Below are 23351 nucleotides of genomic sequence, written 5' to 3' on the forward strand. Positions count from 1 at the left end.
TTTATTGTACTACTTTTAGAAGGAAATGCAACAATTAAGTACCAATACTTTTTAGGGATAATGCGTCGTAAACAGTCTATAAAGTTACCGCTGGGATTTAGCGCGGCGGCGTTTCGCTTTCCGCGGGCGAGCGACGAGCCGCTTCGTCGCTAACGCTCCTGCAGGGTCTCGTCTACCTCGCTTTCCCGTAGGAGTCTCACGCCGCCGCGCTAAATCCAACTTTGTGTAGTATTCCCTGAAAATATAATCCAATAAATGGATAAGAGCAATCAATCAGTGACTGAAAGCAACCAGTTCACTCGGAAAGCAACTAAATTAGCACGAGGGCAACCAAATTGCTGGTGAAAGCAACCAATCCTTCAAATAACAAGTTTAATTGGTTTGAGACAATGAAGAATGCGAGGTGTTATTCCAATAAATAGTTGAATAAAGCGAACTTTGTCCTAGTAAACGCTCTAATTATTTGGAGACAGCACTTTCTAATTTTTTTAACTAAATATTGCGCAGTGGACCTGATAAATTTACATCTCTGATAACTGCAGACGCTAAATTAGAAAGAAATTCTCATTGATTGAAGCGGAAGGGCGGCGACTCCTGCGGAGGCCAACAGGATGTTGGTCACGAAGGCATTGCCACACGATGTGGCGTACTTAGCCTTCGTTCCCCTGTTGAGACAGATGTGCCATCACAACGTACGCGAAGCGGCGGTGCTGGCACATCGCTCACCCCGCGGAAAGCGTCCGCCCTGCAGCGGAAATCATACCGGTAACTAGTTGCGACGTATTATCTCTATAATGCAAATTACCTCAAAACTTTCTATTATGTCCCGGCGTATTCATTTGAATACAACAAAAAACTACCAGTCAAAATGACATGGTAGTTAGTTTATTATTTCGGCTGCAAAGCGCCTTGCTTCTAGATAAAGCGCGTTTAATGTGGAATGATCTATGCCAAGTTTGGCAGCTCCAACGATCATGTCATCCCAACGAACTTCATCACATGCAATGGCAAGCTCTAGGAATGGAGACATTTCCGTTTTAGTTCCAGAAAGTGTTTCTGCCACCTCATCCGAAAGTGGTAGATCTTGCAGTAAATGGATCATCGGTCGATGGAGTAATGTATCTATTAAAGAAAACATGCCTACTAGGAAGTATTCAGAAGCATTTTGTAAAAATTTCCGTCTTGCTAGTAGCTCACAAAGTTTTGCTCGAAATAGCGATGCTTCTATAAGAGCCATTCCATCACCTGAATGATTCTTTTTAGATTCACGTAGTAGTAGAACAAACAACCAATGACCCAATTCCTCAAGTCCAAGCATGAGCACTCCTTGCTTAATCGAGCGAACCTTGGATTTTGTACGAACCGCAGGGGAATTGATCATCTTTAGTACTTTAAAAGAAAGCGATACATCTCGCTCAATTTCATTCGAAATTTCTTCTACGGAAACAGAACTATTTCGTAGCAAATTGATAATCCGAAAATATTGCGCTAAATTGGTTGGGATTTCTGTTCCTTTTATCACTTCCGGTTTTGCAAAAAAGTAACCTTGAAAAAGTTCATAACCAGCAACTCTCGCTTCATAAAACTGTTCCCTTGTTTCTACTTTTTCTGCCAACAGCACGATATTTGGATAATTGGTTTTGACGATTCGTTCAATGGCTTGTCGTTCTGACAAAGTACTTAATAAAAAGTCTACTTTTATAAAGTCTACCAGTGAGAATAATTTATCATATAAAGTGACATTTTTTTGCAATACAAAATCATCTAGGGCAATTAAAAAGCCAAGAGATTTAATCTCTTGTAGTTTCTGTAGTAAAGCCACCGTAATCGGAATATCCTCTAAAATTTCGACAACAATTCGATCCGCAGGAAATTTAGTAAACACTTCTTTTACTAATAAATTTTCCGTAAAATTAATAAAACATAATTTATCTCCTGCTAGTTCATTAATACCTATTGTTAAAAATGAATGCGTAATTACATCTAATGTGGCTTCATCCCCTGTTATAGATGGAAAGGAATTGTTTTCACCGTTTCTATATAATAATTCATACCCAAATATATGTTCATCTTTAGTAAAAATAGGCTGTCTCGCAACAAAAATGTCCAAGTGAATACCTCAAATCTATAAAATTTCAATAATACAATTGTATCAAATCAGAAATTGAAAATCGATCTATATTATAAGGGTTATCTAAAGATGACAGACTATTATTAAAATGATATGTTTTGTATGGGGAGTAATTATATAGTATGGAGGGAGAAATAATGGACTCAATTCGTTATGAACAGCATGGGAATATAGCATATGTCACATTAAATAGACCTAATGCGCTAAATGCATTTAACTATGAGATGCTAAGAGAGCTTGGGGATATTGTGGAATCGATTCGTATTAATCCAGATATTCGTGTAGTTATTTTTACAGGCGCTGGTGAAAAATCATTTAGTGTTGGGGCAGACTTAAAAGAACGAAAAACACTGACCGATCAACAGGTGAAGCGGAATATTTATAAAATTGGCGAAGTATTTTCAGCCATTGAAAACTTACCACAACCAACTATTGCTATGCTAAATGGTTATGCATTCGGAGGAGGAACGGAACTTGCACTTGCTTGTGACTTCCGAATTGCGTCGAATGACATTCAGCTAGGCCTAACCGAAACAAGCTTGGCAATTATTCCTGGTGCTGGGGGTACACAAAGACTACCAAGACTCATCGGGGAAGCGAAAGCAATGGAGCTAATCCTAACCGCCAAAAGATTAAAGGCAGATGAAGCATTAGCATACGGCTTAGTAACTAAGGTTGCCTCTCGCGAAACATTGATATCGGAAACAGAGGGTTTTGCAGCACTCATGCTTGCTAATGGACCGATTGCCTTGCAACAAGCTAAATTCGCCATTAAACACGGTATGAATGCCGATTTACAAACCGGACTACATATCGAACGCAAAGCATATGAAATCACCATTCCAACAGAAGATCGAGTGGAAGCTTTGAATGCATTTAGCGAAAAACGAAAACCTATATTTAGAGGAAAATAAACTAGAAGAGCCTGCCGATTAGTTATTTGGTAGTCTCTTTTTTTTGTCGCATTCCGGATTGCTTATGTCTCGTTTAAGATTATTTCCCCTATCATCTTTCAGTATATTTATCAAAATGATAAAGTATAGTTGTAGTTGAAAGGAGGAGTAACAAATTCATCGTTATCGTTATTTCGCTATTATTTTCTACTTATTGATATTTATTAGTTCCTATCAAATATTTCAATTCCAACTAACCAATCCCACTGTTGAAGATCACGGACGCCTCTTGCCGACCAAAATGAAAGCAATCATATCAAGCGATAAGGAAGATAAAATCCGAAAAATCATTGAGGATGCAAATGTTTATAATGATCCTATCTCTATAGCAGGAATGCAGTATAGCCAAGGCGGTCAAACACTCTATCCTAACGGTATTCTACTTGACATGAAAAACTACAATAAAATTCTAGAGCTAAATAAAGAAAAAAAGCTGCTTACTGTACAAAGTGGAGTAACCTGGGCTGAAATTCAATCCTATATCAACCCTTATGGACTTGCCTTAAAGGTTAGCCAGTCCCAAAATATTTTCACTGTCGGTGGTTCATTAAGCGTGAATGTACATGGTCGTGACATTCAGTTTACTTCTTTAATTGACTCCGTAGAATCATTTAGATTACTAAATGCAGAAGGAAATATCATTCATGTCAGTAGAGAGGAAAATACCGAACTTTTCAAGCTCGTCATTGGGGGGTATGGATTATTTGGAGTCATTCTGGATGTAACCTTGCAATTAACGGATGATGAACTTTATCAAATTCGTACGACATCATTATCTTATGATGAATACAGTTCTTATTTTACAACTAACGTCATCGAAGACGATACTGTTAAAATGCATTTGGCAAGAATTTCAGTTGCACCGGATAGTTTTTTCACAAAAATGTACACAACTGATTACTACATGTCGGATGATCAATCACAACTGAAAAATCATAGTACATTAAAACGTGAAGCACTCATCGCTATTCCTAAGTTCTTTCTCGGTCTTTCACGAATAAACGATGGAGGAAAAAATATGCTTTGGGAAATCCAAGAAGCATATAATCAGAAGATTGACGGTTCTTACATTTCTAGAAATAATGTTATGCGTTCAAATTCTGTCTTTATGGAATATGAAAATACAAGCAAAACAGAAGTACTTCAGGAATACTTCGTGCCAATTGATCAGTTCACTGCTTATATGGATGACTTAAGAGAAACATTAAAAGATGAAAAAGACTTTAACCTGCTCAATATTACTGTACGTTATGTGAAGAAAAACGAAGAATCGGTCATGTCCTATGCCAAAGAGGATATGTTTGCGCTCGTTATGCTCATAAATCAAGGAACAAGTGAAGAAAGCATCGAGGAAACTAGAAAAGTCATACGAAAAATGATTGATATTACCTTGGATTATGATGGAAGCTATTATCTTCCCTACTACAACTTTCCTACAAGAGAGCAATTAGAGAAAGCATATCCTAGAACAGAGGAATTCTTTAATATGAAGGAAAAATATGATTCAGAGGAACGGTTCATGAATCTTTTCTATGAGGAGTATCATAAATGAATTACAGAAGATTTATAATCTATCAAGGTATTATAGGAATGGCATCTAGCATGATTTTCCCATTTTATGTGCTGCTTTTAAAAAATGTGGGCAGCAGTTACTCACAATTTGGTTGGGCATATGGAATATTTGCGCTAACGGCGGCATTAAGCTATCCAGTAATCGGTAAACTTGCGGATAAAGCAGGAGATAAGATTCTGTTGGTCCTATATTCTTGGGGAATGGCACTTGTCTTGCTCGTTTTCCCGCTCGCATACGAAATTTGGCATGTTTATATTCTGCAAATTGTCATGGGACTACTTGGTGCAATTCAGAAAAACTCTGAAAAAACAGTCCTTGCCCGAACAGTTCAAAAGGAGTCGGCAGGAAAGGAAATCGGACGCTACCATATTTGGACATCTGTCAGTGCTGCAATTGCTATTATCGGGACGGGATATTTAGTGGATTTTTTGACGATCGGCAGTATTTTCTACCTGGCTTCCGTAATATTCGCATGGAGCGGGTTTTATATAATGAAACAAGAGGGATGAAACTATGAATTCATCCCTCTTTCTTAGCAATTAACGTATATACCCCAGGTACGCTACTCTCAATTCCTTTAGGAGAACCTGCTGGAAACGCCCATCTAACCCCTGCTTCTTCTTCAAGATAATTAATACGGAAACCTGCATTTGAAATAGCTGTAACAATTTCACCTAAAGACCATCTTCTAATATTAACTTTTTTCAAGTTAACCTGCTCTTCCTCTGAAAGTAGAAAACTATATGCAATGTCCTCTTCTATCACTTCTTTACTAAAATAATCGCCATTAGCAGTTAGTTTTCCTGCTTCGACATTCAGTAATTTTGAAACCACAGGATGATAATCCCTTAATATAAAATGTCCACCTGGCTTAAGGGTGTTGCAGACTACTTTAAATAATGGCATTAGATCAACAAAATAATGTAATACTCCCAATTCCAAAAGGACGAAATCGAAATCAACTAATCCTTCATCTTCCGGAACTTCTAAAATATCTGAAACTATGTATTTTATATCTACTTTTGCTTCTTTCGCCAATTCCATCGCATATTTCCTATTATCATCTGAAATATCAACTACGCAAACCTTTGCTCCTAACAGACTGAACGATACTGCTTTATTTCCTTTTGAACCTAAAAAATTAGCAATCTTTTTATCCTCCACATCTCCCATGAACTTCAAATAATGGGATACAGAATCGGTAGGGTTTTCTACTAATTTTTTTGCATATTCTTTTGGTGATCCATGTCGATTCGTCCAAGCTTGGTAAGCAGATTGATTCCAACCTGATTGGTTTACATAGCTAACTGTTTTTTGTTCCATCTTGCAACCTCCCATAGTTCTTACAAACGTGAATAAGTCAAAGAGAAAAATAGTAATAATAATTGGAGTCCTTCGTAAAACCAATCTGTTCATATAGTTTTTGAGCGTTTTCGTTTTCCTTCCCTGTTTCCAGTAAAATTCCTTTTGCACTCGTTTCCTTAGCAAGAGCAATCGCTTTATTTATTAACTCTTTAGCTACTCCTTTTCTACGAGCCGTTTGTTTCACATATAAATCATTTAACACCCACAACTTTTGCATACTTACGGATGAAAATGATGGAAATAACTGAGTAAAGCCAATAGGATTTCCATCTTCGTATGCTATAAAAATTACAGACTCTTTTTTTGTAAGTCTTTCTTCTAAAAACTCCCTTGCACCTTTTAAATCCGATTTTTGTTTATAAAACATTCTGTACAAATCAAATAGTTCAGTTAATGCATTTAGATCGTTTAATGTTGCCTTTTGAATATCCAATCTTAAAACCCCCTAATTTCAATTATATTTTGTCCTTTAACAAGCTCTCCATGACCGTATCCCCAAATGATCGGATGTCCGATAAATAATCGAACCCATCTGGAGAACCGAAGCTATTAAACATTCGAACTGCTACAATCTCATGCTCTGGAATAACTAGTAGTGCGACACCTGTATAACCTAAAATTTGATAGGAACCTTTCGGAACTAATTCTCCAATCTCTGTCTTTTTGGCGGGCAAATCTTTCACAAACCATAAAAAACCGTTTTGCGGGAAGTCAGCATCTATCGTTTTAGGACTTCGAATAGATGTGGCCAACTCTATTATTTCATTATGTACAACTTGTTCGCCATTTACAAAGCCCTGCTTAAGGTGAAGATAACCCCATTGTGCTAGTTCTCTTGCTGATACATACATGTTCATTTGATCACCATCAGTACTTAAATGAGTTTTCCAAATAGGATCATCCATGTCTCTAATTACTTCAGCGAGTTTGTCATTTGGTTGTCCATACCAACCAGTTTCCTTGAATCCCATCGGTTGAAATACGTATTCAGATAATATTTGACTTACTGTTTTACCCGTTGTTTTTTTTATAATGTTCGTTAGCAGTGATATATTGATGCCACGATAAGCCCAACTCTGTCCTGGTGTAAATTCACGACAAACCTCTCCATCATTTTCCCGTAATCCATGTGTATGTGTGAGTAATTGTCTAAGAGTAGTCCCATTTAAAAGAGTGGAATCAAGTGCAGGTAAATATTTGGTTACCTCGTCATCAATGGAGGCAATGTACCCGTTATGAATAGCAAAAGCAACAGCAAATCCAATGTAACTCTTTCTCACAGAAGCAATATGAAATTGAGTGTCTTCTTGAACATGCCTTGCATCTAGTTCCTTCGAGTGATTCCCCCAATATTTTTCTGTTACTACCTTGTTATTATGTATAATAACAATAGCTGCACCTGATGCGTCTACTGAATTGTACGTATTATTTACATGTGATATAACGGCATTGAACTGTTCGTTTAATTTTTTACTTATAAACATGTGGAGACCTCATTTCAAAAGTACTATTTTATTCGACTGTATCTAATAACAATACATCCAAATTTTGTGGATAATCAGAGATAAGATACCCCCTAAATTTCACACTTTTTTGGTCCTCTATTCTATTCTCTTATACTAGCTAAAACTCCTTTAACTTGTGATAAGCTAAACTAGGGGTGTATCGAATGAAGCGTAAATCAATCTATGTTGAAACAACTATCAATACCGAAATGGAAGAATTATGGGAGGCTACGCAAAAACCAGAGCAGCATGAGCAATGGGATCTCCGTTTTTCATCTATTACCTATTTACCGAAACAAGAAAATGAACCGCAGCATTTTGAATATAAAACGAATATTGGTTTTGGTTTAAACATTGCCGGGTGGGGAAAAAGTGTTGGCACCTTTCATGCGGAGGATGGTTCGAGAACGTCTTCCTTACATTTTGGAACAGACCAATCAATTTCTATCATTCGCGAGGGAAAAGGATACTGGAAATATAAGCCCGAACCGAATTCTATTAAATTTCTTACACAATACGATTATGAAACGAATTTTGGTGCAATAGGTAGATTTTTTGACCATCTTATTTTCCGCCCTCTCATTGGATGGGCGACAGCATTAAGTTTTGATGTATTAAAAAGATGGCTTGAAAAAGGGGAATCACCATTTACACAATACCGACGTTTTTTTTGCCATTGGATGATCACTTTCCTGTTCTTTTTTATATGGGTATATCAAGGTTTAATACCGAAATTGGTAATGATGCATCCCGAAGAGGTCCGCATGACGAAAAACTTGCTATCCATAACTGTTAGTGAAGCATCTAGCCTTGTCACAACAATTGGCATGGTGGAAATAATCTTCGGTTTCATTTGGTTACTCTATCATCATAAAAAAAGATTACTAACAATACAGTTAATCCTTTTCCCGCTGCTCACCCTTTCAGCCATAATTGCTGAGCCAGCTATCGTTAGTCATCCATTTAATCCAATAACTTTTAACATCGTTTTATTTGTTCTCTCCATTATTGGATATATCATGAGTAGTGATATTCCGTCTGCTAAAAGCTGTAAACGATCGAGATAGGAGTTAAATGAATGTCAATATACAAAAAGATATTAGGAGAACAGTTTGAAAACCTTCAACCAATGCTTCAAAAGAGATATGCACTTCCTGAAGGGAATTCTTTTAAAGCTAGTGGCATGATGAAAAAAATAAGTGGAGGACCTAAATGGCTATACCCCTTATTTTTACTTGGAACTCGTTGGAAGTTTCTATTTCCAGAGCAAGGAGAGAACATCCCTTTTAAGATTATTAATACAACTCGATGTGGACCGAATGGCGAGAAACAAGTGAACTGGGAAAGAACTTTTCAGTTTCCTACAAAGAAAAGATATTTTAATGCACTTATGAGCTTAGATACTAATAAAAAGATCGTGAAAGATTATTTGGGAGAGCCGAGTTTGTTTTACTCCGAATTAATTTTCAGTGTTTCGGAAGAGGGGCATATGCGAATTGACTCAGGAAAGCAGCGATTTGTCCTTGGATCAATTGAAATTCCCTTGCCAAAAATATTTCAAGGCATCGTTCGGGTAGACGAATATTATATAGAAGAAAGCGAAGTATTTTTTATACATGTTTTCATTACGAATCCAATAATCGGTACTTTATTTGAGTATGAAGGAGAATTTCGAGCCGATGACTTTTAAGCGAATTGCGTTATTACATATAATATTATTTCTTACTGTTATGTTTTTTAGTGTTACTCCATGGTATTTTTTAATGTTAACCGTTGCCCAGCTATTATTTGTGCCACTTACTTTACAATTAATCTTAAAAAAGGAAAATCGCCTTTATCATTATTTTGCCATTCCAGCTTTTGTAGCTGTCTCTATCCTTCAAACGACGACAAATACACAGTTCGATATACTACTTGCAGCCATCTATTTACTTTTCACATTTGTAATTGCTTTATATGGCTTCGGGAGATTTATCCGTCGTGGGTTTGTACATTTAGAGGAATTTTCAATTGATGTTGGATTAATGTATTTATTCATTGGTGGTATGTGGTTCTTTGCACATATAGCTGAAATTGATACTGGATTTTCTCCAATAATCACTTGGCTAACAGGAATTCACTTTCATTACTCTTCGTTTTTATTGCCTGTTTTTGTTGGTTTTCTCGGTCGTTTATATAAAACAACTTTATACAAAATTGTTTGTACTATCATTTTAATATCACCAATTATCGTAGCAATTGGTATTACTTTCTTCCCATGGATTGAAGTTATTTCCGTGCTTCTCTATATATTTGGGATTTATGGTTTAATCTATTTGGCTTTTAAGGCACCATTTCCAAACAACTTACAAAAACTTTTGGTTCTAATATCATTTGGGGCATTAGGTATTACGATAATTTTTTCATTGCTGTATGCAGCAAGAGTTCCTACTGTAAACATTGACTTTATGTTGCGTTTTCATGGATTTTTCAACTGTGTATTATTCGCTTTCTGTGGATTAATAGGTTGGGCTTTATCTACACCGGCATCGAATGAAAAAGGTTGGGGATTCCCACTTAGTAATATTCGAGGAAAACATATAATTGGAGAGCATATTTTAACAAAAAGTTCAAGGACGCAGACTTATAAAGGGCTTGTAGATGATATGAGTATATATGTGAAAAAAGAAAGCCTGCCATCCACTATCGTCCATTTTTATGAAAACACGATTCAGTATAAATTATATTCTGAAGTACGCTGGCATAATTGGTTTAAGCCATTTGCAGCTGTCTATCGAATAATCAGTAAAAAAGTCCAACAACTTAATCTTCCTTTTTCTAATAAACAAATGGAAATGACAGGAGATATAATCGCGATAGAAGATGGCCGTATAAAAACAAGAGCATGGGTACGAAAAATTGACAAAGATGTAATTTTTGTCGCTCTCTACTCATCTCATCAAACAAACGATCAATCGTATATGAATATTGCCCTACCACTTCCCTGGTCATCGATGATTGGAATTCTTGAACTACATCGACGTGGAGAAAAGCTACTTTTAACAAGTAAAGGAACAGTTGAATCGGATGCAGGAATTTATTTAGCAGTGAGTAAATACGTATTTAAATTGCCATTGCAGGAACAGTTTATAATTGAAGAAATAAAGGAAGGTCAGCTTCGTGCCAAGCATCAGATGCGGATATTCTCTATACGATTTTTAACAATTAACTATGCTATTACCTTAAAAAATGGCTTTGGAAAATAACAAGACGAAGAAAAAATATATGTAAGAAAATTTAATTTTATAGGAAGTTGTACAATTAGTCCGCTATGAATATGATGCAAAGACATCATTTTAATGGAGGGCTATTTTTTATGAATTCAATATTTACATACTTCTTTTTAGGTGTTTCATTAGCAGCACCAATTGGCCCTGTGAAAGCAACCTTATTAAATAAGGGTATTAAGGATGGATTTTTTCATGCCTGGTTTTTTAGTCTTGGAGCTATAGCTACCGACATTTTGTACATGCTAATGGTATACTTCGGTGTAGCTCAGTTTATAGATTCTCCGTTTATGAAAACATTCCTTTGGTCATTTGGTTTCTTTGTTCTCATGTATACAGGAATTGAAAACTTACTAACATTACACACAATTTCAATGGATGCCAAATACCGCAAAACAGTACGTCTAAGACAATCTCTTCTATCAGGGCTTCTAATGGCATTATTGAATCCATTGACTATCCTTTTTTGGTTAGGTATATATGGCTCTTTATTAGTCGGTGGTGGTGGAACCTCAACAGAAGTCGAAATTATTATTTTTAGCATGACTATTTTACTTGGTATTTCCCTAGTAGATTTAACAATGTCCATTATATCAAGTGGTTCACGAAAGGTATTATCCACTTCATTTTTAAAAACTGTTTCGTTTATTTCATCTGTTTCTATGATTGGTTTCGGGATATACTTTGGCATCCAAGCATACCACTCCCTGTTTTAACCATCTTCACTAAAAGTATAATAAGAAGACCCAAGGAAACCCTACCTTTAATGATTGAGGACAATCAAAAGATCATTTGAGGTGTGCGAATGGAAACAGTGAACAATCAAGAGAATAAAGTAAGTATTTGGTGTATTGTAAGTATGGCTTCAATCCCTCTCGTTATGACACTTGGCAATTCCATGCTAATTCCAGTCCTACCGATATTGGAAAATAAAGTTGGTATTACTTCTTTTCAATCAAGTATGATTATTACTAGCTATTCCGTCGCCGCTATATTTCTTATACCAGTAGCTGGCTATCTTTCCGATCGTTTTGGCAGAAAAGTGGTTATTTTACCGAGTCTGATTCTTGCATTAATAGGAGGTCTAATTGCAGGTTTTGCTTCCTGGAAACTGGATAGTCCATTTACATGGATTATAATGGGAAGAATTTTACAAGGAATAGGGGCATCTGGTGCAATGCCAATTGTATTGCCACTTGTCGGAGATCTGTATAAAGATGACGATGAAAAAACAAGCTCCTGCTTAGGAATTATTGAAACATCCAATACGTTTGGCAAAGTGTTAAGCCCAATTCTCGGATCTGTATTTGCCGCTTTTTTATGGTTTTTACCTTTCTTTTCTATATCTGTCTTTAGTTTAATCTCTATTGTACTTATCTTCTTCTTTGTGAAGGTGCCAAAAGAAAAAGATGAACCGATTAAACTAAGTGATTTTTTATCCAACTTAAAGAAAACCTTCAAGCAGGAAGGTAAATGGTTATTCACCGTATTTCTAAATGGTCTGTTTGCTATGCTTATTTTATTTGGTGTATTATTTTTTCTGTCTGAAAATCTGGAGAAAACACATGATATTAAAGGTATAAAAAAAGGATTCGTTCTCGCCATTCCTCTTTTATTGCTATGCATTGCATCTTATATCACTGGCCGAAATATTAAAGGTAGGTTAAAGATTATAAAAAGAATGATGATTGCTTGTCTAATTGGTACTTCCGCAAGTGTCATATTTGTCGGATATACGAGTGAAAAACTAATCCTTTTGTTAGTAGTCACAAGCATCCTAGGAATTTCCATTGGTGCATTACTACCTGCGCTAGATGCCATAATAACCGAAAACATAGAAAAAGAACAAAGAGGAACTGTCTCCTCTTTTTACAGTTCTGCCAGATTTATCGGTGTTGCTGCAGGTCCTCCTGTGATGTCACTTGTGATGTATAACTATCTTAATGTAAGTTATATTACAGCTGGTGTTCTAGGGGTTATTCTCTTATTTATTGTAACCAAGTTCATAAAAGTGGAAGAAATAGAGCAGGCATAAAATACTTATAATTAATTGGACCGATCAATATTGACTGATTCCGTCTTTTTTATCCCATTTTTCTACACACATAAATCATCTCATAGCTGTCATTACTAATTAGTGTTCCGTTCCAATCTTTGTATACACTTAAAATATCAAATCTATTTTCTGTTAATACCCTTTCCATCTCTTTTGGGTATGTATACCGCAAGCTTATATTCGTTCTTTTTTCATCTACAATTTTACCTAAACCATTTTTATATTTCCGAATCGTCGTATAGTGTTGAATTTGGTTTAAAGCATCATAGTTACTAATTGTATAGACATCGACATTTTTATCACAAGTCGTATCAAAATACGTCTTCCAATACTCTTCGGTACTTGGTTGCAGCAACTCTTCAGCATTTGGAAACCTAGTCCCGAAAATGAATACTCCATCTTCTACTAAATGTTTATGAATGGAGGACAAAAGCATATTTTGTGATTCATTCGAATGGAAGTGTTGAATAGAGTTTCCAACCATATAGATTAACGGACTTGTTAAATTTAATTCTAATTGTGTACAGTCTTGCTCTACCCATTCAATTTGTAGGTCAAGCTCTTGTGCCTTTTTCTTCGCTTGTTCAAGCATACCTGCATGTAGGTCTACCCCAATCAATTTAAATCCTTTGCTTGCTAAAGGAATCGTTATTCTTCCTGTGCCGCAAGCCAAGTCAACTATGGGACCACCTTTACTTGAAGCCCACTCCATTAAAAATGGAAGTTCTCCAAGATAGGCATTATTTTCGATATCATATGAAACTGGATCGTCATATTCTTCTAGATTTTCAGTAAACATTTGATCGGTCATCAATCAAAATCTCCTTAGTCATTGTCGTTATTTTTTTTTAGCAACATATAAATCAACCTTACATTTTATAAATATTTCGAACAAATGCTACTTCGTATTCAGGTAAAGTTTTAATTTATACATTCATATTCTTGTTCCTTTTAAAGTAGTCGGTATTATTCTTCTTGAAACAACCATTGTTCCACCTGTTCTTCAAACCCTCCATCTCGCCAGGCCACAATAGCTGCCGTTTCCCCCATTTCTTTCACTTTGAACTGAAAGTACATGTCCCCTATAAAATAAGCTAATCTACTATAACCAGATTTTTTTCCACCATTGATGGAAAACCATTCATAATATAGTGCTTCTCGTGTTAATACTTTGTAGTCATCAGCAAATGCTATTTTTATAGCTTCAGCATTTTCTTCAGCGAAAGATAACCATTCATATCCTTCATCATTATAGGAAAAGTATATAGAAGGATGTACATTTAGAACTGTTTGTCGCGAGAAGTGTGTAGCTACTCCCTCTCGGTAAAGCCCAAGTAATAAGCTTGTCCAATGGACGGTGGGCCAATCCATCCCCGCACGATCAGAAAGAATATTTTGAGCTGCGTGACCAAATTCATGTGCAACGATAACGCGTAAATGATCTGGCTCTGGCGATAACTTTTCTAAAGCAAACGTAATGTCTGGAATGATCTGTTGATTTGTATAAGCATTTGATCCAAATCCACCAACAATTATGTTTATATCAACAGGAAAATTAACTTGGTACAACTTTTCCTATTCTGTTGCTATTTCCTGAATGATGGGTAGTATGTTTTCATGCACTTGTTTAATTGCAGCTAAGTGCTGAGGGTATTTTTTTATCGATTCAGCATGTCTTTCCTCTGTGTCTTTACAATGCATAGCAAAATAATCTGCAAAAATAGTTGGATATGAATAGAAGGTTCGTAATTAAGAAGAAAGTGTGGAACTGTATCAACTATTCTCAATGTATTAATCCCTCCTATTTTCTATTCTTTAATTGAATTCTAAGACATAAATGGACTTTTACGATGCTTTGTAGCTTGTTCAAAAGCATAAGCAAGTTTGATTAATATTCCTTCACTAAAAGCAGTACTTGTAAAAGTTACACCAAATGATCTTCCGCTTTTCATATATCCTGCCGGAATCGCGATTGATGGGTATCCGGCTTTTGCACTGATGGTTGAGCCGATATAGGATGGAAAAAGAATGGCATCCAAATCATATTTGCTTAAAGCATAGTCAATTCCCTGTTCTTGTGAAAAATATAAATCTTCTAATTTTGCATTTAGATATGCTGGATTTCTTAAAGTATTAGGAAACTGTTCCCTTTTCTCCAGCTTATCTTGGCCGTATTTTAATGCTTTTTCTCCTAAGCTTTTATTAAACTGAATTAATTCACTAATTGAGTGAACCGGCAATTGGGGTGGTAATTTAGAAAGATAATTATCTAAGCTATGTTTCAATTCATATAGCGAGACTCCCCAACTCCAGTCTCTGTGGAAAGATGGAATATCTATATCTTCAATAACAGTTGCTCCTTTGTCGCTAAGTATTTGAACGGAATTCTTAAATAACTCTTCATCATACTCATCTGATTCAGTTGAAACAGTATTGAATATACCAATTCTTGCACCTTTTAAACCGTTAGGATCTAAATAAATTGAATAATCTTGTTGTGCTCTTCCTTTACTTTTAAAAGTAGCAGGATCGAGTTCATCTACACCAGTTAGCGTTCCTAATAATATAGCCGCATCTGTGACAGTCCTTGCAAACGGTCCTGCCGTATCTTGAGAATATGTAAAAGGGATAATACCTGTTCGGCTCACTAAACCGACAGTTGGTTTAATACCAACTACTGAGTTTTGAATAGCTGGACTAAGAATAGATGCGTCTGTCTCTGTGCCTACAGATAAAACAGTGAAATTCGCTGCAACCGCTACTGCCGATCCTGAACTAGAACCGCCAACAAAAAGGTCAGCATCCCCATATGGATTTCTTACTTGTCCCCCTCTTGCACTGTATCCTGCCCACATTTCCGAGGACATCGCATTGGCTAACTCTGTCATATTCGTTTTTCCTAAAATAACTGCCCCCGCTTTTCGTAGTTTCTCCACAAAGAATGCATCGCTAGGACTAACGTAGTTTTCCAATGCTAATGTTCCCGCACTTGTGTGCATAGAATCCTTTGTTTCAATATTATCTTTTAGTAAAACAGGAATACCATGTAAAGGTCCTCTTGTTCCTTTTACTGTTCTTTCATAATCCAATGCTTCTGCAATAAAAATAGCATCTGGATTTATTTCCAAAATGGAATTGATTTTCGGCCCTTCTTGATCATACTTTGCAATTCTGAATAGATAGTACATGACTAATTCTTTTGATGTTATTTCTCCGCTTTCCATACCTTTTTGTATATCTTGAATCGTTAATTCGTCTCTGAAAAATGTATTAAACTTGATTTCCATTAAATTCTCCTTTATTTATGAAATCTACAGCTTTCTTTAATTGTTGTGAAAAATTGTCTGGAAAGAAATGTCCTAACCCTTCCGTCACGAAAATACTGCACTCGATTCCGTTTTGTTTAAAAATCTCTACAAGCTCCATTGTCTTCTCATAAAAAGGATCCTGATCTCCTGTGATAATACAACCTTTTAAGTTCGGTTTATTTGCGTTTACAATCAATGATTCAAATGTAGTTATGTTTTCAATTGCAGGAATTACGGCAATGAAGCCCTTTACATTTGTATATTTTTTGTCCAGAGCAAGTTCAATCGACAACTTTCCACCCTGGGAAGTACCTGCTACAATAAAATTATCAAATTCGTATTGCTCATAGAATTTCTCCACAGAATCTTTAACTTCGGCAATTGCCTTCTCATGATTGTCCCAGCAGTATGAATTAGATGCATATGACTGTGACGACTGCGGGAACCCAATTAGATAATCATTTTCCTCTAGCCAAAAAGGAGCAAAATCTTCTATATTGGAACCGCGCCAATGTATAGAAAAAATGCCTGTTTTGGCATGTTCATTACCAAAAGGGACAAACAGAGCCTCTTTCAGTTCTTGCGTTTCCAAAATGGATTGGCATCGCTGTATAATTAGCTGAAATTCGTCCTCTTCATGTAGGGAACTTAAATCTTTATCGCGCATTAATGTGTTTGGATTCCACCAAACATCCAAACTTAAAGCCTCTTGTAAAACAGAAATCGCTTTCTCTTTTTCGCCCATTCTTGCAAAAGCGCAAGCCCTCCAAAAGCAATACTTTTCCCTTCTTTTCGGTAATTCTATCTCCGCTTCATCAATCAGTTTAAGTACTTCGTCAAATTCACTTCTTTCAAAAGCATTAAATACCTTTTTCTGGATTCCAAAAAATGTGTGTGTTTTCATACATAAGCACTCCTTATCCTCAAAGCCTCCGCTGCTAAAATACTGTCTCGCAAATAATATTGAATTTCTTCATGTTGGATAATTTCAGCTGTTGTCATCCAGTGAATCGATTCAACTTCATCCGGACTTTTTGCGTATGGTTCCCCTTTATGCAATTCACATAAAAAAACAATATCCACCACTTCTCGTCCATCTGCCAATAAAAAAGAAGTATTTCGAACATATTGTATTGGTTCTTTCACTTCGATTCCCACTTCTTCAGACAGCTCTCGACGCAATGTTCTTTCCAAAATATCGGTAGAATCTCCTTCACGATCTACAGTTCCACCTACTAAAGCCAATTCGCCTCCAGCGTGCGCTTCCTTTGTACTTCTTCTTATTAGAAGCCACTTATCATTATTAAATACAGCACCTTCCACATTTATTAAAAACATATTAGTCACTCCCTTAAAATCATCATCATGTAAACTTCGTGATACGTTACAATTTCTCCTTTCCAAATTACAACAAAATCAAAAAACTGACGATCCTATAAAAGGTCGCCAGTTTTTCGTTCATGAACAGCAAAGTTATTTCTTTTCCTCTGCCTTTTTTCGCTCCGAATAATCCTTAATATCGGTTAAGTCGGTCTCTTCGCCAAACTCCGTACCATAATTCACATTTCTAAAGCCTCTAGGATCTCTATCCACTTCAACATCTCGTGCTGGTTCAAATAAAAGTGGTAAACAAATTAGTCCACTTAATCCAACTAGCGCATAAATGAGTCTCGAAATACCTGTTGTTTCTCCTCCAAATATAGACGATACTAGGTCATATCTAAAAAAGCCAATTAACCCCCAGTTAATTGCACCAATTATTACGAGTACTAAAGCAATACGATGTATTGTTCTCATTGTAATTAACACCTCCTTAAACTTCATTAAAATGCTCCCTTATCTTTCGCTAAAATCAAACTTTCATACATAAAAGGAGGCTTACCCAAAAAACTGGAGTGTGTCATAATGTTAGAATATAATTTAAATAAGGAAACATGCTACAAGAAGAATTGTTTTAAAGGAAAGGAGCAAAATAAATGCAATATCGTATTGTTGAAAGAGAAGCTTTTCAAGTAATTGGAGTAAATCGAGAATTTCCATTCGAAGTAGAAGATGGGGGCATACAAGCATTTCAAAACTTTTGGAATACCATCCATGAAAATGGAATCTTCGATCAATTAGAGCAGTTGAGAAGTGGAGAAACAAAAGGACTTTTAGGCATTTGGGCAGAAGTGAATAAAGAAGAAAATAAAATGGACTATTATGTTGCTGCAGAATATAGTGGCGACGTGCCAGAAGGATTAAAAAGTTTAGACTTTCCCGCTTCTAAATGGGTCGTTTTTGAAGTACAAGGTCCCTTCCCATCTGCTTTAGCCACTACTTGGGAACGAATTTATTCTGAATGGTTTCCTTCTACCGGATATGTACCGACTGAAATACAACCGTTTGAAGTATACATAGAAACGGATCCGAAAAATCCAAAGGCTTATAATGAAATTTGGGTAGCAATAAAGTAAAGTTTCACTTCGCTATTCATAAATTATCCTTTAATACTGCGAGTATGCACTAAAATTCTGCGCATAATAGAGATAATACGTTGTAAAGAAAATTACCGCTGGGATTTCCGCTGCAGGGCGGACGCTTTCCGCCGGGTGAGCGATGAACCATCGCCGACGCTGCGCGTCCGCCTGGAGCGGAAATCAACTGACCTTGCGGTATTCCACTTTGACGCACTTTTCCTAAAAAGCGTCTCTACAATTGTAGAAACGCTTTTTATCTAAGAATCTAAACTAGAGACTTCATTTTATCCTTTTTCAAAAAACCAAGCTTCGTTTCAGATAAAACTATTGCAAAAAGTATTAGAACCGCACCGATGATCATTTTAAAAGTCATCACTTCACTTAAAATGATAACCGAGAACGCCATCCCCCAGAAAGATTCTGTCGAAAGTATAATGGCAGCTTTTGTTTCGGTTATGTACTTTTGCGCAACAGTTTGCATTAAATAAGCAATCGTTGTAGAAAAAACACCAAGATAAAGAAGGTTCAACACCCCTTCTGTCTCCACAGAAAATGCACTTTCTCCTCTAAGACCAACAACAATCCAGCCAATAATAGCAGCGACGATCATTTGAATAATTGTTATAACCACTGGATCCTCTTCTTTTACAAACTTAGCTGTATAAAATATATGGAATGCAAACCCAACTGCGCAGCAAAGTGTGAGCAAATCTCCTATATTGATCTCCGAAGAAAATTTGAGCGATAATACCGCCACACCAATTACTGCTAAAACTGCTCCACCCAACTCATACATATCCATTTTTCGCTTATATAGTAAAAACCCTATAAAAGGAACAATGACCACGTTTACAGCAGTTAATAATGCATTTTTGGAAGGTGTTGTATATTGTAATCCAACTGTTTGAAGAGCAAAAGCTAAATATAGAAAGAGCCCTAAAACTGTTCCTCTTAATAGCGTACTTTTCTTCATATTTCTCAATTTTTTATGGAATACAATGCATAAAATAATAGCACCAATTAAAAATCTTCCTGCCAAAATTTGATAGGGTGTATAATATTCAAGTGATACGGCACTTGCAACAAATCCACTTCCCCATATTATTGCTGTTACTACAAGTAATATTTCACCGATATACTTTTGCACATAAACCACCAGCCTTTTTTCAATAATCCTAGTATAGCGCAAAAAAGCGTCTGGCTTCTACAAAATTTCTTTCATAGAAGCAGACGCTTTTATATTATTTGTTTCAGCTTGTACATTCTTCTGCTGTTGCTTTCGCAGAAAAATATTATTCGCGATTAATGAGAATATAATAAATGTAATTCCAATTAATTCAACATAATTTACTTCATTTCCTTGAACAAGTGAAATCACAAGCGTTGTAACAGGAACAAAGTTAATAAATAACAGACCATTTAATGGAGTCAAAATACTAACACCTACATTCCAGCCAATTAATGCTATTAGACCCGGAAAAATAATCATAAACAATAAATGCGGACTTACAATCGAAATTGTTTCCATACTAGGTATACTCACATAACCGGAAAGTGTCAGTATCCAAACAATAACACCGGCTGAAATGGTTCCAAGTAAACAGCTTAATGTAGAATATCGTAACGCAGACCACCCACGAAACTCACTCCCACCCATTGTGTAAACAACCCATCCAATAACCGCGATAAAGATGAGGATGGAAGGTACAATATTATCAGTGGCGGATAGAAAAGCACCAAAATTACCTCTTGTAATAACCAGCGCTGCACCAATAAATGCGATTAACACACATATTAATGTAAACGTATATGGTCTACGTCTATAAAGCATCCATACAATCACAATCGAAATCATTGGCATCAAAGATTCCATAATCGATGCGACCATTACCCCTGGCTCTCCTAATAAATCCTCTCCCCAGAAAATAAGTAAATTATAAACGGTGAAAGCCATCGTACCGAAAAACCATAGCGACAATCCCTTACCTTCTAATTGAAATGCCTGTTTTCCTTCTTTCCATAATAGAAGTAATACTAAAATAACTGTCACTACACCATAGCGGATAATAGTAAAATAAAATGGATCTATATATTGAAAAGCATCATGCGCGACAGGAAACATTGCTCCCCAAGACACACTTGCAACAAGGCATAATATAGCACCTAAAAGTACATTCCCTTTCACAAAACATCAAACTCCTTCATCTACTAGCCATATCTATTAAACATCAACATCAGCCATCATGTAAAATGAATATTACTGATGCTTAATATCATTTTTAGTGATATCATCATTAATAGAATGGAAGTGTTATGAGGTGGAAGGAAAATGGAGTTTAAAGACTTAGAGATTTTTCAAATGGTTGCACAAAAGGGAACGATTACAGAAGCGGCAAAAGCATTAAACTATGTGCAATCAAATATTACCTCTAGAATACATAAGCTTGAAACTGAGCTAAATACACCACTTTTCAATCGTCATAATCGTGGAATGAGTTTAACGCCAGAAGGAAAAAAACTATTAGTCTATTGCGAGAAAATATTAACACTAACGAATGAAATGAAAAAAGTGGTACAAAGCGGTGAGGATCCATCTGGTAAGTTAGAAATAGGATCAGTAGAAACAGTCATTAACTTACCGTATATATTATCTGCCTATACGAAAAAGTATAAAAATGTGGATCTATCCCTAATAACCGGTGTAACAGATCAATTGCAACAAGATGTGTTGAATCATCGTTTAGATGGAGCCTTTGTCACAGAAACAGCTGTACATCCAGACCTTATATCTCATGATGTTTTTCAAGAAGAGCTTGTCCTCATTTCAGATATGAGAGCAACCTCCTTAGAACAATTAATACAGGAGCCATTCCTTTGTTTTAGCAAAGGATGTGGATATCGTGCAAGACTAGAAGCATGGTACAAAGATCAAAATATTACTCCTCAAAAAGTAATGGAGTTTGGGACACTAGAAACAATTTTAAGTAGTGTTGCAGTTGGTCTTGGTGTCACATACGTTCCTAGATCTGCTGTTTCTTATTTAGAAAAGAAGGAACTTATCCAATGCCATATCCTTCCCGAAAAATATAGTAAGATCAAAACTGTTTTCATTAGACGTTCCAATGCCTATCTGACGTCGACTATCGAAAAGTTTATTGAAACGATTGAACATACAAAAGAGAAACAGACAGAGCCACTATCTTTCATTATCAATTAAGTTACTCCCTAGAAAATTGAACAACTTTATTAGCAATTAAGATCGAACGAGCAATGCAAAGCTCTATCCGAGCAATTATCTCGTATACAAGCAATTTTAATTCATATTCCTAAAAGCCAAAAACCAACCTCCGTCTGAAAGGTTGGTTTTCAATATAGTAAATTAAAAATCTACATCTTTTGTTTCAGGACCAAGAAGAGCTCCAGCTGTAATACATATTCCCCCAATTATTAAAATAACAATAGGAGTATATACATAAGGCATGAAATTCTGTAATCCTAACATAATGAATGGTGTAAGTGCCGGAATAACTAATGCAAGACTGTATCCTACCCCGTATCCAGAAGCCCTAACACTCGTATCAAATCGTTCTGTAATATAGGAAGTTAGTACGCCAAACACAGGTACAACTAGTGCGTGCACAGCAATAACAAGAATCATTAATTGTACCGGGTTTTGATATCCACTTTTCAATAAGAAGAAGTAGACAATTGGTGCTATTGTAAAGCTCAAAATACCAAATATAATCAATACTGATTTTCTACCAACTTTTTGACTTACAGCCCCAGCTAATATAAAGAGACCGAACAGAACTATATTTGCAAAAAGCTGTGAATAAGTAGAAGTTGTACTACTAACATTTAGCATTTTCAACATCCCTGGTAAAGAAGAAATAATGGCATTCGTTACAAACCAAACACCACTCATTAGTAAAAATACTTGTCCAAGTTGGCCAAAATGCTCTTTACTAAATAATGCTTTTAATGGGTTTGTCGTTTTCTTAGAGGTCTTCCATACTTCAGATTCTGGTAATTCAAAATAGGAGTAAATAAACAATACCAATGAAAGTAAGGCACCTAATAGAAATGGTATTCTCCAACCCCAAACTGAATATGGAGCACTAGCATCTCCTGCCGGTAAAAAACTCAATGTGATTAATGTTGATACAGATACAATAATTGTACCTAATGGAAAACCTGCATTTATAAAGCCCCCAAATAATCCCCGTTTACTTTTTGGACTCATTTCCATTGCAAGCGGGTTAGCTGATGTATATTCTCCACCCATGAAAATTCCCGACAAAAATCTCAGTGCTGCAATAGCTATAATTCCTCCCAGTCCCCAAACACTATAACCTGGTAAAAGTGCTATCAAAAAAGTTGTAACGAAAAGTCCAAAAATAGCAATTAACGTTGTTTTTCTCCGACCAATCTTATCCCCTGCATACCCGAATATGAAAGATCCTATCGGACGACCAATAAGCGATAATACAAAAATTGTAAAGTACAATGTTGTAGCAATTGTTGGTGAAATATTTGCCGGTTGGAAATAAATCATTGCTGGTGCCAATGCAATGATCGGTAAATATACATCAATCATATCTACCGTAAACCCTAAAAACGCAGTTGTAACAGTCTTTTTACCATCTTTACTTAACTTTTCATCATTCTTTACTTTTGTTGAAACTGGATTGCTCATGATTTCTACCATTTGTACACCCCTTTTTTCCCCTTTGGT

General features: G+C 36.0%; 23 protein-coding genes. 10 read left to right on the plus strand and 13 right to left on the minus strand.

From position 1 onward, the window contains the following. Positions 1–880: 880 nt before the first annotated feature. Positions 881–2110 (minus strand): EAL and HDOD domain-containing protein, encoded by a 1230-nt coding sequence (locus tag BMZ04_RS11505; RefSeq protein WP_093270186.1) that lies wholly within the window; start codon positions 2108–2110, stop codon positions 881–883. 158 nt (positions 2111–2268) lie between these two features. Between BMZ04_RS11505 and BMZ04_RS11510 the strand changes: the two genes are divergently transcribed. The 3 genes from BMZ04_RS11510 to BMZ04_RS11520 all read left to right on the plus strand — a co-directional run bounded on the left by BMZ04_RS11510 (position 2269) and on the right by BMZ04_RS11520 (position 5166). After that, positions 2269–3045, plus strand: a complete 777-nt coding sequence (locus tag BMZ04_RS11510) for an enoyl-CoA hydratase-related protein (protein WP_093270192.1) — start codon at positions 2269–2271, stop codon at positions 3043–3045. Between the two features lie 154 nt (positions 3046–3199). Then, the gene (locus BMZ04_RS11515) at positions 3200–4636 is read left to right on the plus strand and encodes an FAD-binding oxidoreductase (RefSeq protein WP_093270195.1); all 1437 of its coding nucleotides are present in this window, start codon (positions 3200–3202) and stop codon (positions 4634–4636) included. After that, complete coding sequence (locus BMZ04_RS11520) at positions 4633–5166, plus strand: MFS transporter (protein WP_093270198.1); 534 nt, start codon at positions 4633–4635, stop codon at positions 5164–5166. The genes BMZ04_RS11515 and BMZ04_RS11520 overlap by 4 nt, the downstream gene beginning before the upstream one ends. 10 nt (positions 5167–5176) lie before the next feature. On the opposite strand, the gene BMZ04_RS11525 is transcribed toward BMZ04_RS11520, so the two are convergent. The 3 genes from BMZ04_RS11525 to BMZ04_RS11535 are packed head-to-tail and all read right to left on the minus strand — an operon-like array spanning position 5177 to position 7506. Continuing rightward, entirely contained in the window at positions 5177–5980 is an 804-nt protein-coding gene (locus BMZ04_RS11525; protein WP_093270201.1) for a class I SAM-dependent methyltransferase, read from the minus strand. A 37-nt stretch (positions 5981–6017) separates the two neighbouring features. Next, entirely contained in the window at positions 6018–6455 is a 438-nt protein-coding gene (locus tag BMZ04_RS11530) for a GNAT family N-acetyltransferase (protein WP_093270204.1), read from the minus strand. 22 nt (positions 6456–6477) lie between these two features. Further along, positions 6478–7506 (minus strand): serine hydrolase domain-containing protein, encoded by a 1029-nt coding sequence (locus BMZ04_RS11535; RefSeq protein ID WP_093270207.1) that lies wholly within the window; start codon positions 7504–7506, stop codon positions 6478–6480. Between the two features lie 185 nt (positions 7507–7691). Here BMZ04_RS11535 and BMZ04_RS11540 point away from each other — a divergent pair, with 185 nt between their 5' ends. The 5 genes from BMZ04_RS11540 to BMZ04_RS11560 all read left to right on the plus strand — a co-directional run bounded on the left by BMZ04_RS11540 (position 7692) and on the right by BMZ04_RS11560 (position 12828). Beyond that, positions 7692–8594: a DoxX-like family protein gene (locus BMZ04_RS11540; protein WP_093270212.1), complete on the plus strand. Its 903-nt coding sequence runs from the start codon at positions 7692–7694 to the stop codon at positions 8592–8594. A gap of 11 nt (positions 8595–8605) precedes the next feature. Then, on the plus strand, positions 8606–9217 hold the full coding sequence (locus tag BMZ04_RS11545) for a DUF4166 domain-containing protein (RefSeq protein ID WP_093270215.1): 612 nt from the start codon (positions 8606–8608) through the stop codon (positions 9215–9217). Further along, positions 9207–10772, plus strand: a complete 1566-nt coding sequence (locus BMZ04_RS11550; RefSeq protein ID WP_177184421.1) for a YndJ family protein — start codon at positions 9207–9209, stop codon at positions 10770–10772. The genes BMZ04_RS11545 and BMZ04_RS11550 overlap by 11 nt, the downstream gene beginning before the upstream one ends. 110 nt (positions 10773–10882) lie before the next feature. Beyond that, positions 10883–11509, plus strand: coding sequence for a LysE family transporter (locus tag BMZ04_RS11555; protein ID WP_093270226.1), 627 nt, complete (start codon positions 10883–10885; stop codon positions 11507–11509). 89 nt (positions 11510–11598) lie between these two features. Beyond that, positions 11599–12828: an MFS transporter gene (locus BMZ04_RS11560; protein WP_304442098.1), complete on the plus strand. Its 1230-nt coding sequence runs from the start codon at positions 11599–11601 to the stop codon at positions 12826–12828. A 49-nt stretch (positions 12829–12877) separates the two neighbouring features. On the opposite strand, the gene BMZ04_RS11565 is transcribed toward BMZ04_RS11560, so the two are convergent. From BMZ04_RS11565 to BMZ04_RS11590, 6 genes are all read right to left on the minus strand, one after another. Further along, positions 12878–13660 carry a class I SAM-dependent methyltransferase gene (locus BMZ04_RS11565; protein ID WP_369802658.1) on the minus strand — a complete coding sequence of 261 codons (783 nt, stop codon included), beginning with the start codon at positions 13658–13660 and terminating at the stop codon, positions 12878–12880. Positions 13661–13815: 155 nt separating this feature from the next. Beyond that, positions 13816–14418, minus strand: coding sequence for a DUF5700 domain-containing putative Zn-dependent protease (locus BMZ04_RS11570; protein ID WP_093270231.1), 603 nt, complete (start codon positions 14416–14418; stop codon positions 13816–13818). A 257-nt stretch (positions 14419–14675) separates the two neighbouring features. Beyond that, positions 14676–16136 carry an amidase family protein gene (locus BMZ04_RS11575; protein ID WP_093270234.1) on the minus strand — a complete coding sequence of 487 codons (1461 nt, stop codon included), beginning with the start codon at positions 16134–16136 and terminating at the stop codon, positions 14676–14678. Further along, positions 16120–17061: a tetratricopeptide repeat protein gene (locus BMZ04_RS11580; protein WP_093270237.1), complete on the minus strand. Its 942-nt coding sequence runs from the start codon at positions 17059–17061 to the stop codon at positions 16120–16122. Before BMZ04_RS11580 ends, BMZ04_RS11575 begins: the two co-directional genes overlap by 17 nt. Beyond that, on the minus strand, positions 17058–17495 hold the full coding sequence (locus BMZ04_RS11585) for an NUDIX hydrolase (RefSeq protein WP_093270240.1): 438 nt from the start codon (positions 17493–17495) through the stop codon (positions 17058–17060). The genes BMZ04_RS11580 and BMZ04_RS11585 overlap by 4 nt, the downstream gene beginning before the upstream one ends. 135 nt (positions 17496–17630) lie before the next feature. After that, positions 17631–17954 carry a DUF378 domain-containing protein gene (locus tag BMZ04_RS11590; RefSeq protein WP_093270243.1) on the minus strand — a complete coding sequence of 108 codons (324 nt, stop codon included), beginning with the start codon at positions 17952–17954 and terminating at the stop codon, positions 17631–17633. A 179-nt stretch (positions 17955–18133) separates the two neighbouring features. Between BMZ04_RS11590 and BMZ04_RS11595 the strand changes: the two genes are divergently transcribed. Beyond that, complete coding sequence (locus BMZ04_RS11595; RefSeq protein ID WP_093270246.1) at positions 18134–18613, plus strand: GyrI-like domain-containing protein; 480 nt, start codon at positions 18134–18136, stop codon at positions 18611–18613. A 268-nt stretch (positions 18614–18881) separates the two neighbouring features. On the opposite strand, the gene BMZ04_RS11600 is transcribed toward BMZ04_RS11595, so the two are convergent. Continuing rightward, on the minus strand, positions 18882–19763 hold the full coding sequence (locus BMZ04_RS11600) for a DMT family transporter (RefSeq protein ID WP_093270249.1): 882 nt from the start codon (positions 19761–19763) through the stop codon (positions 18882–18884). 57 nt (positions 19764–19820) lie between these two features. After that, positions 19821–20801, minus strand: coding sequence for a DMT family transporter (locus tag BMZ04_RS11605; protein ID WP_093270253.1), 981 nt, complete (start codon positions 20799–20801; stop codon positions 19821–19823). A gap of 144 nt (positions 20802–20945) precedes the next feature. Here BMZ04_RS11605 and BMZ04_RS11610 point away from each other — a divergent pair, with 144 nt between their 5' ends. Then, on the plus strand, positions 20946–21833 hold the full coding sequence (locus tag BMZ04_RS11610; RefSeq protein ID WP_093270256.1) for a LysR family transcriptional regulator: 888 nt from the start codon (positions 20946–20948) through the stop codon (positions 21831–21833). Positions 21834–21995: 162 nt separating this feature from the next. On the opposite strand, the gene BMZ04_RS11615 is transcribed toward BMZ04_RS11610, so the two are convergent. Beyond that, positions 21996–23324, minus strand: coding sequence for an MFS transporter (locus tag BMZ04_RS11615; protein ID WP_093270259.1), 1329 nt, complete (start codon positions 23322–23324; stop codon positions 21996–21998). Between the last annotated feature and the right edge of the window lie 27 nt (positions 23325–23351).

The sequence above is a fragment of the Psychrobacillus sp. OK032 genome (genome assembly GCF_900111345.1).
Classification (GTDB): Bacteria; Bacillota; Bacilli; order Bacillales_A; family Planococcaceae; genus Psychrobacillus.

What these genes read in the sequence shown, in the direction of transcription:
- BMZ04_RS11510 (WP_093270192.1), top strand. Translation starts at nt 2,269, where the DNA reads ATGGACTCAATTCGTTATGAACAGCATGGGAATATAGCATATGTCACA.
- BMZ04_RS11520 (WP_093270198.1), top strand. Translation starts at nt 4,633, where the DNA reads ATGAATTACAGAAGATTTATAATCTATCAAGGTATTATAGGAATGGCA.
- BMZ04_RS11525 (WP_093270201.1), bottom strand. Translation starts at nt 5,980, where the DNA reads ATGGAACAAAAAACAGTTAGCTATGTAAACCAATCAGGTTGGAATCAA.
- BMZ04_RS11535 (WP_093270207.1), bottom strand. Translation starts at nt 7,506, where the DNA reads ATGTTTATAAGTAAAAAATTAAACGAACAGTTCAATGCCGTTATATCA.
- BMZ04_RS11540 (WP_093270212.1), top strand. Translation starts at nt 7,692, where the DNA reads ATGAAGCGTAAATCAATCTATGTTGAAACAACTATCAATACCGAAATG.
- BMZ04_RS11545 (WP_093270215.1), top strand. Translation starts at nt 8,606, where the DNA reads ATGTCAATATACAAAAAGATATTAGGAGAACAGTTTGAAAACCTTCAA.
- BMZ04_RS11550 (WP_177184421.1), top strand. Translation starts at nt 9,207, where the DNA reads ATGACTTTTAAGCGAATTGCGTTATTACATATAATATTATTTCTTACT.
- BMZ04_RS11555 (WP_093270226.1), top strand. Translation starts at nt 10,883, where the DNA reads ATGAATTCAATATTTACATACTTCTTTTTAGGTGTTTCATTAGCAGCA.
- BMZ04_RS11560 (WP_304442098.1), top strand. Translation starts at nt 11,599, where the DNA reads ATGGAAACAGTGAACAATCAAGAGAATAAAGTAAGTATTTGGTGTATT.
- BMZ04_RS11565 (WP_369802658.1), bottom strand. Translation starts at nt 13,660, where the DNA reads ATGACCGATCAAATGTTTACTGAAAATCTAGAAGAATATGACGATCCA.
- BMZ04_RS11575 (WP_093270234.1), bottom strand. Translation starts at nt 16,136, where the DNA reads ATGGAAATCAAGTTTAATACATTTTTCAGAGACGAATTAACGATTCAA.
- BMZ04_RS11580 (WP_093270237.1), bottom strand. Translation starts at nt 17,061, where the DNA reads ATGAAAACACACACATTTTTTGGAATCCAGAAAAAGGTATTTAATGCT.
- BMZ04_RS11585 (WP_093270240.1), bottom strand. Translation starts at nt 17,495, where the DNA reads ATGTTTTTAATAAATGTGGAAGGTGCTGTATTTAATAATGATAAGTGG.
- BMZ04_RS11590 (WP_093270243.1), bottom strand. Translation starts at nt 17,954, where the DNA reads ATGAGAACAATACATCGTATTGCTTTAGTACTCGTAATAATTGGTGCA.
- BMZ04_RS11595 (WP_093270246.1), top strand. Translation starts at nt 18,134, where the DNA reads ATGCAATATCGTATTGTTGAAAGAGAAGCTTTTCAAGTAATTGGAGTA.
- BMZ04_RS11610 (WP_093270256.1), top strand. Translation starts at nt 20,946, where the DNA reads ATGGAGTTTAAAGACTTAGAGATTTTTCAAATGGTTGCACAAAAGGGA.
- BMZ04_RS11615 (WP_093270259.1), bottom strand. Translation starts at nt 23,324, where the DNA reads ATGGTAGAAATCATGAGCAATCCAGTTTCAACAAAAGTAAAGAATGAT.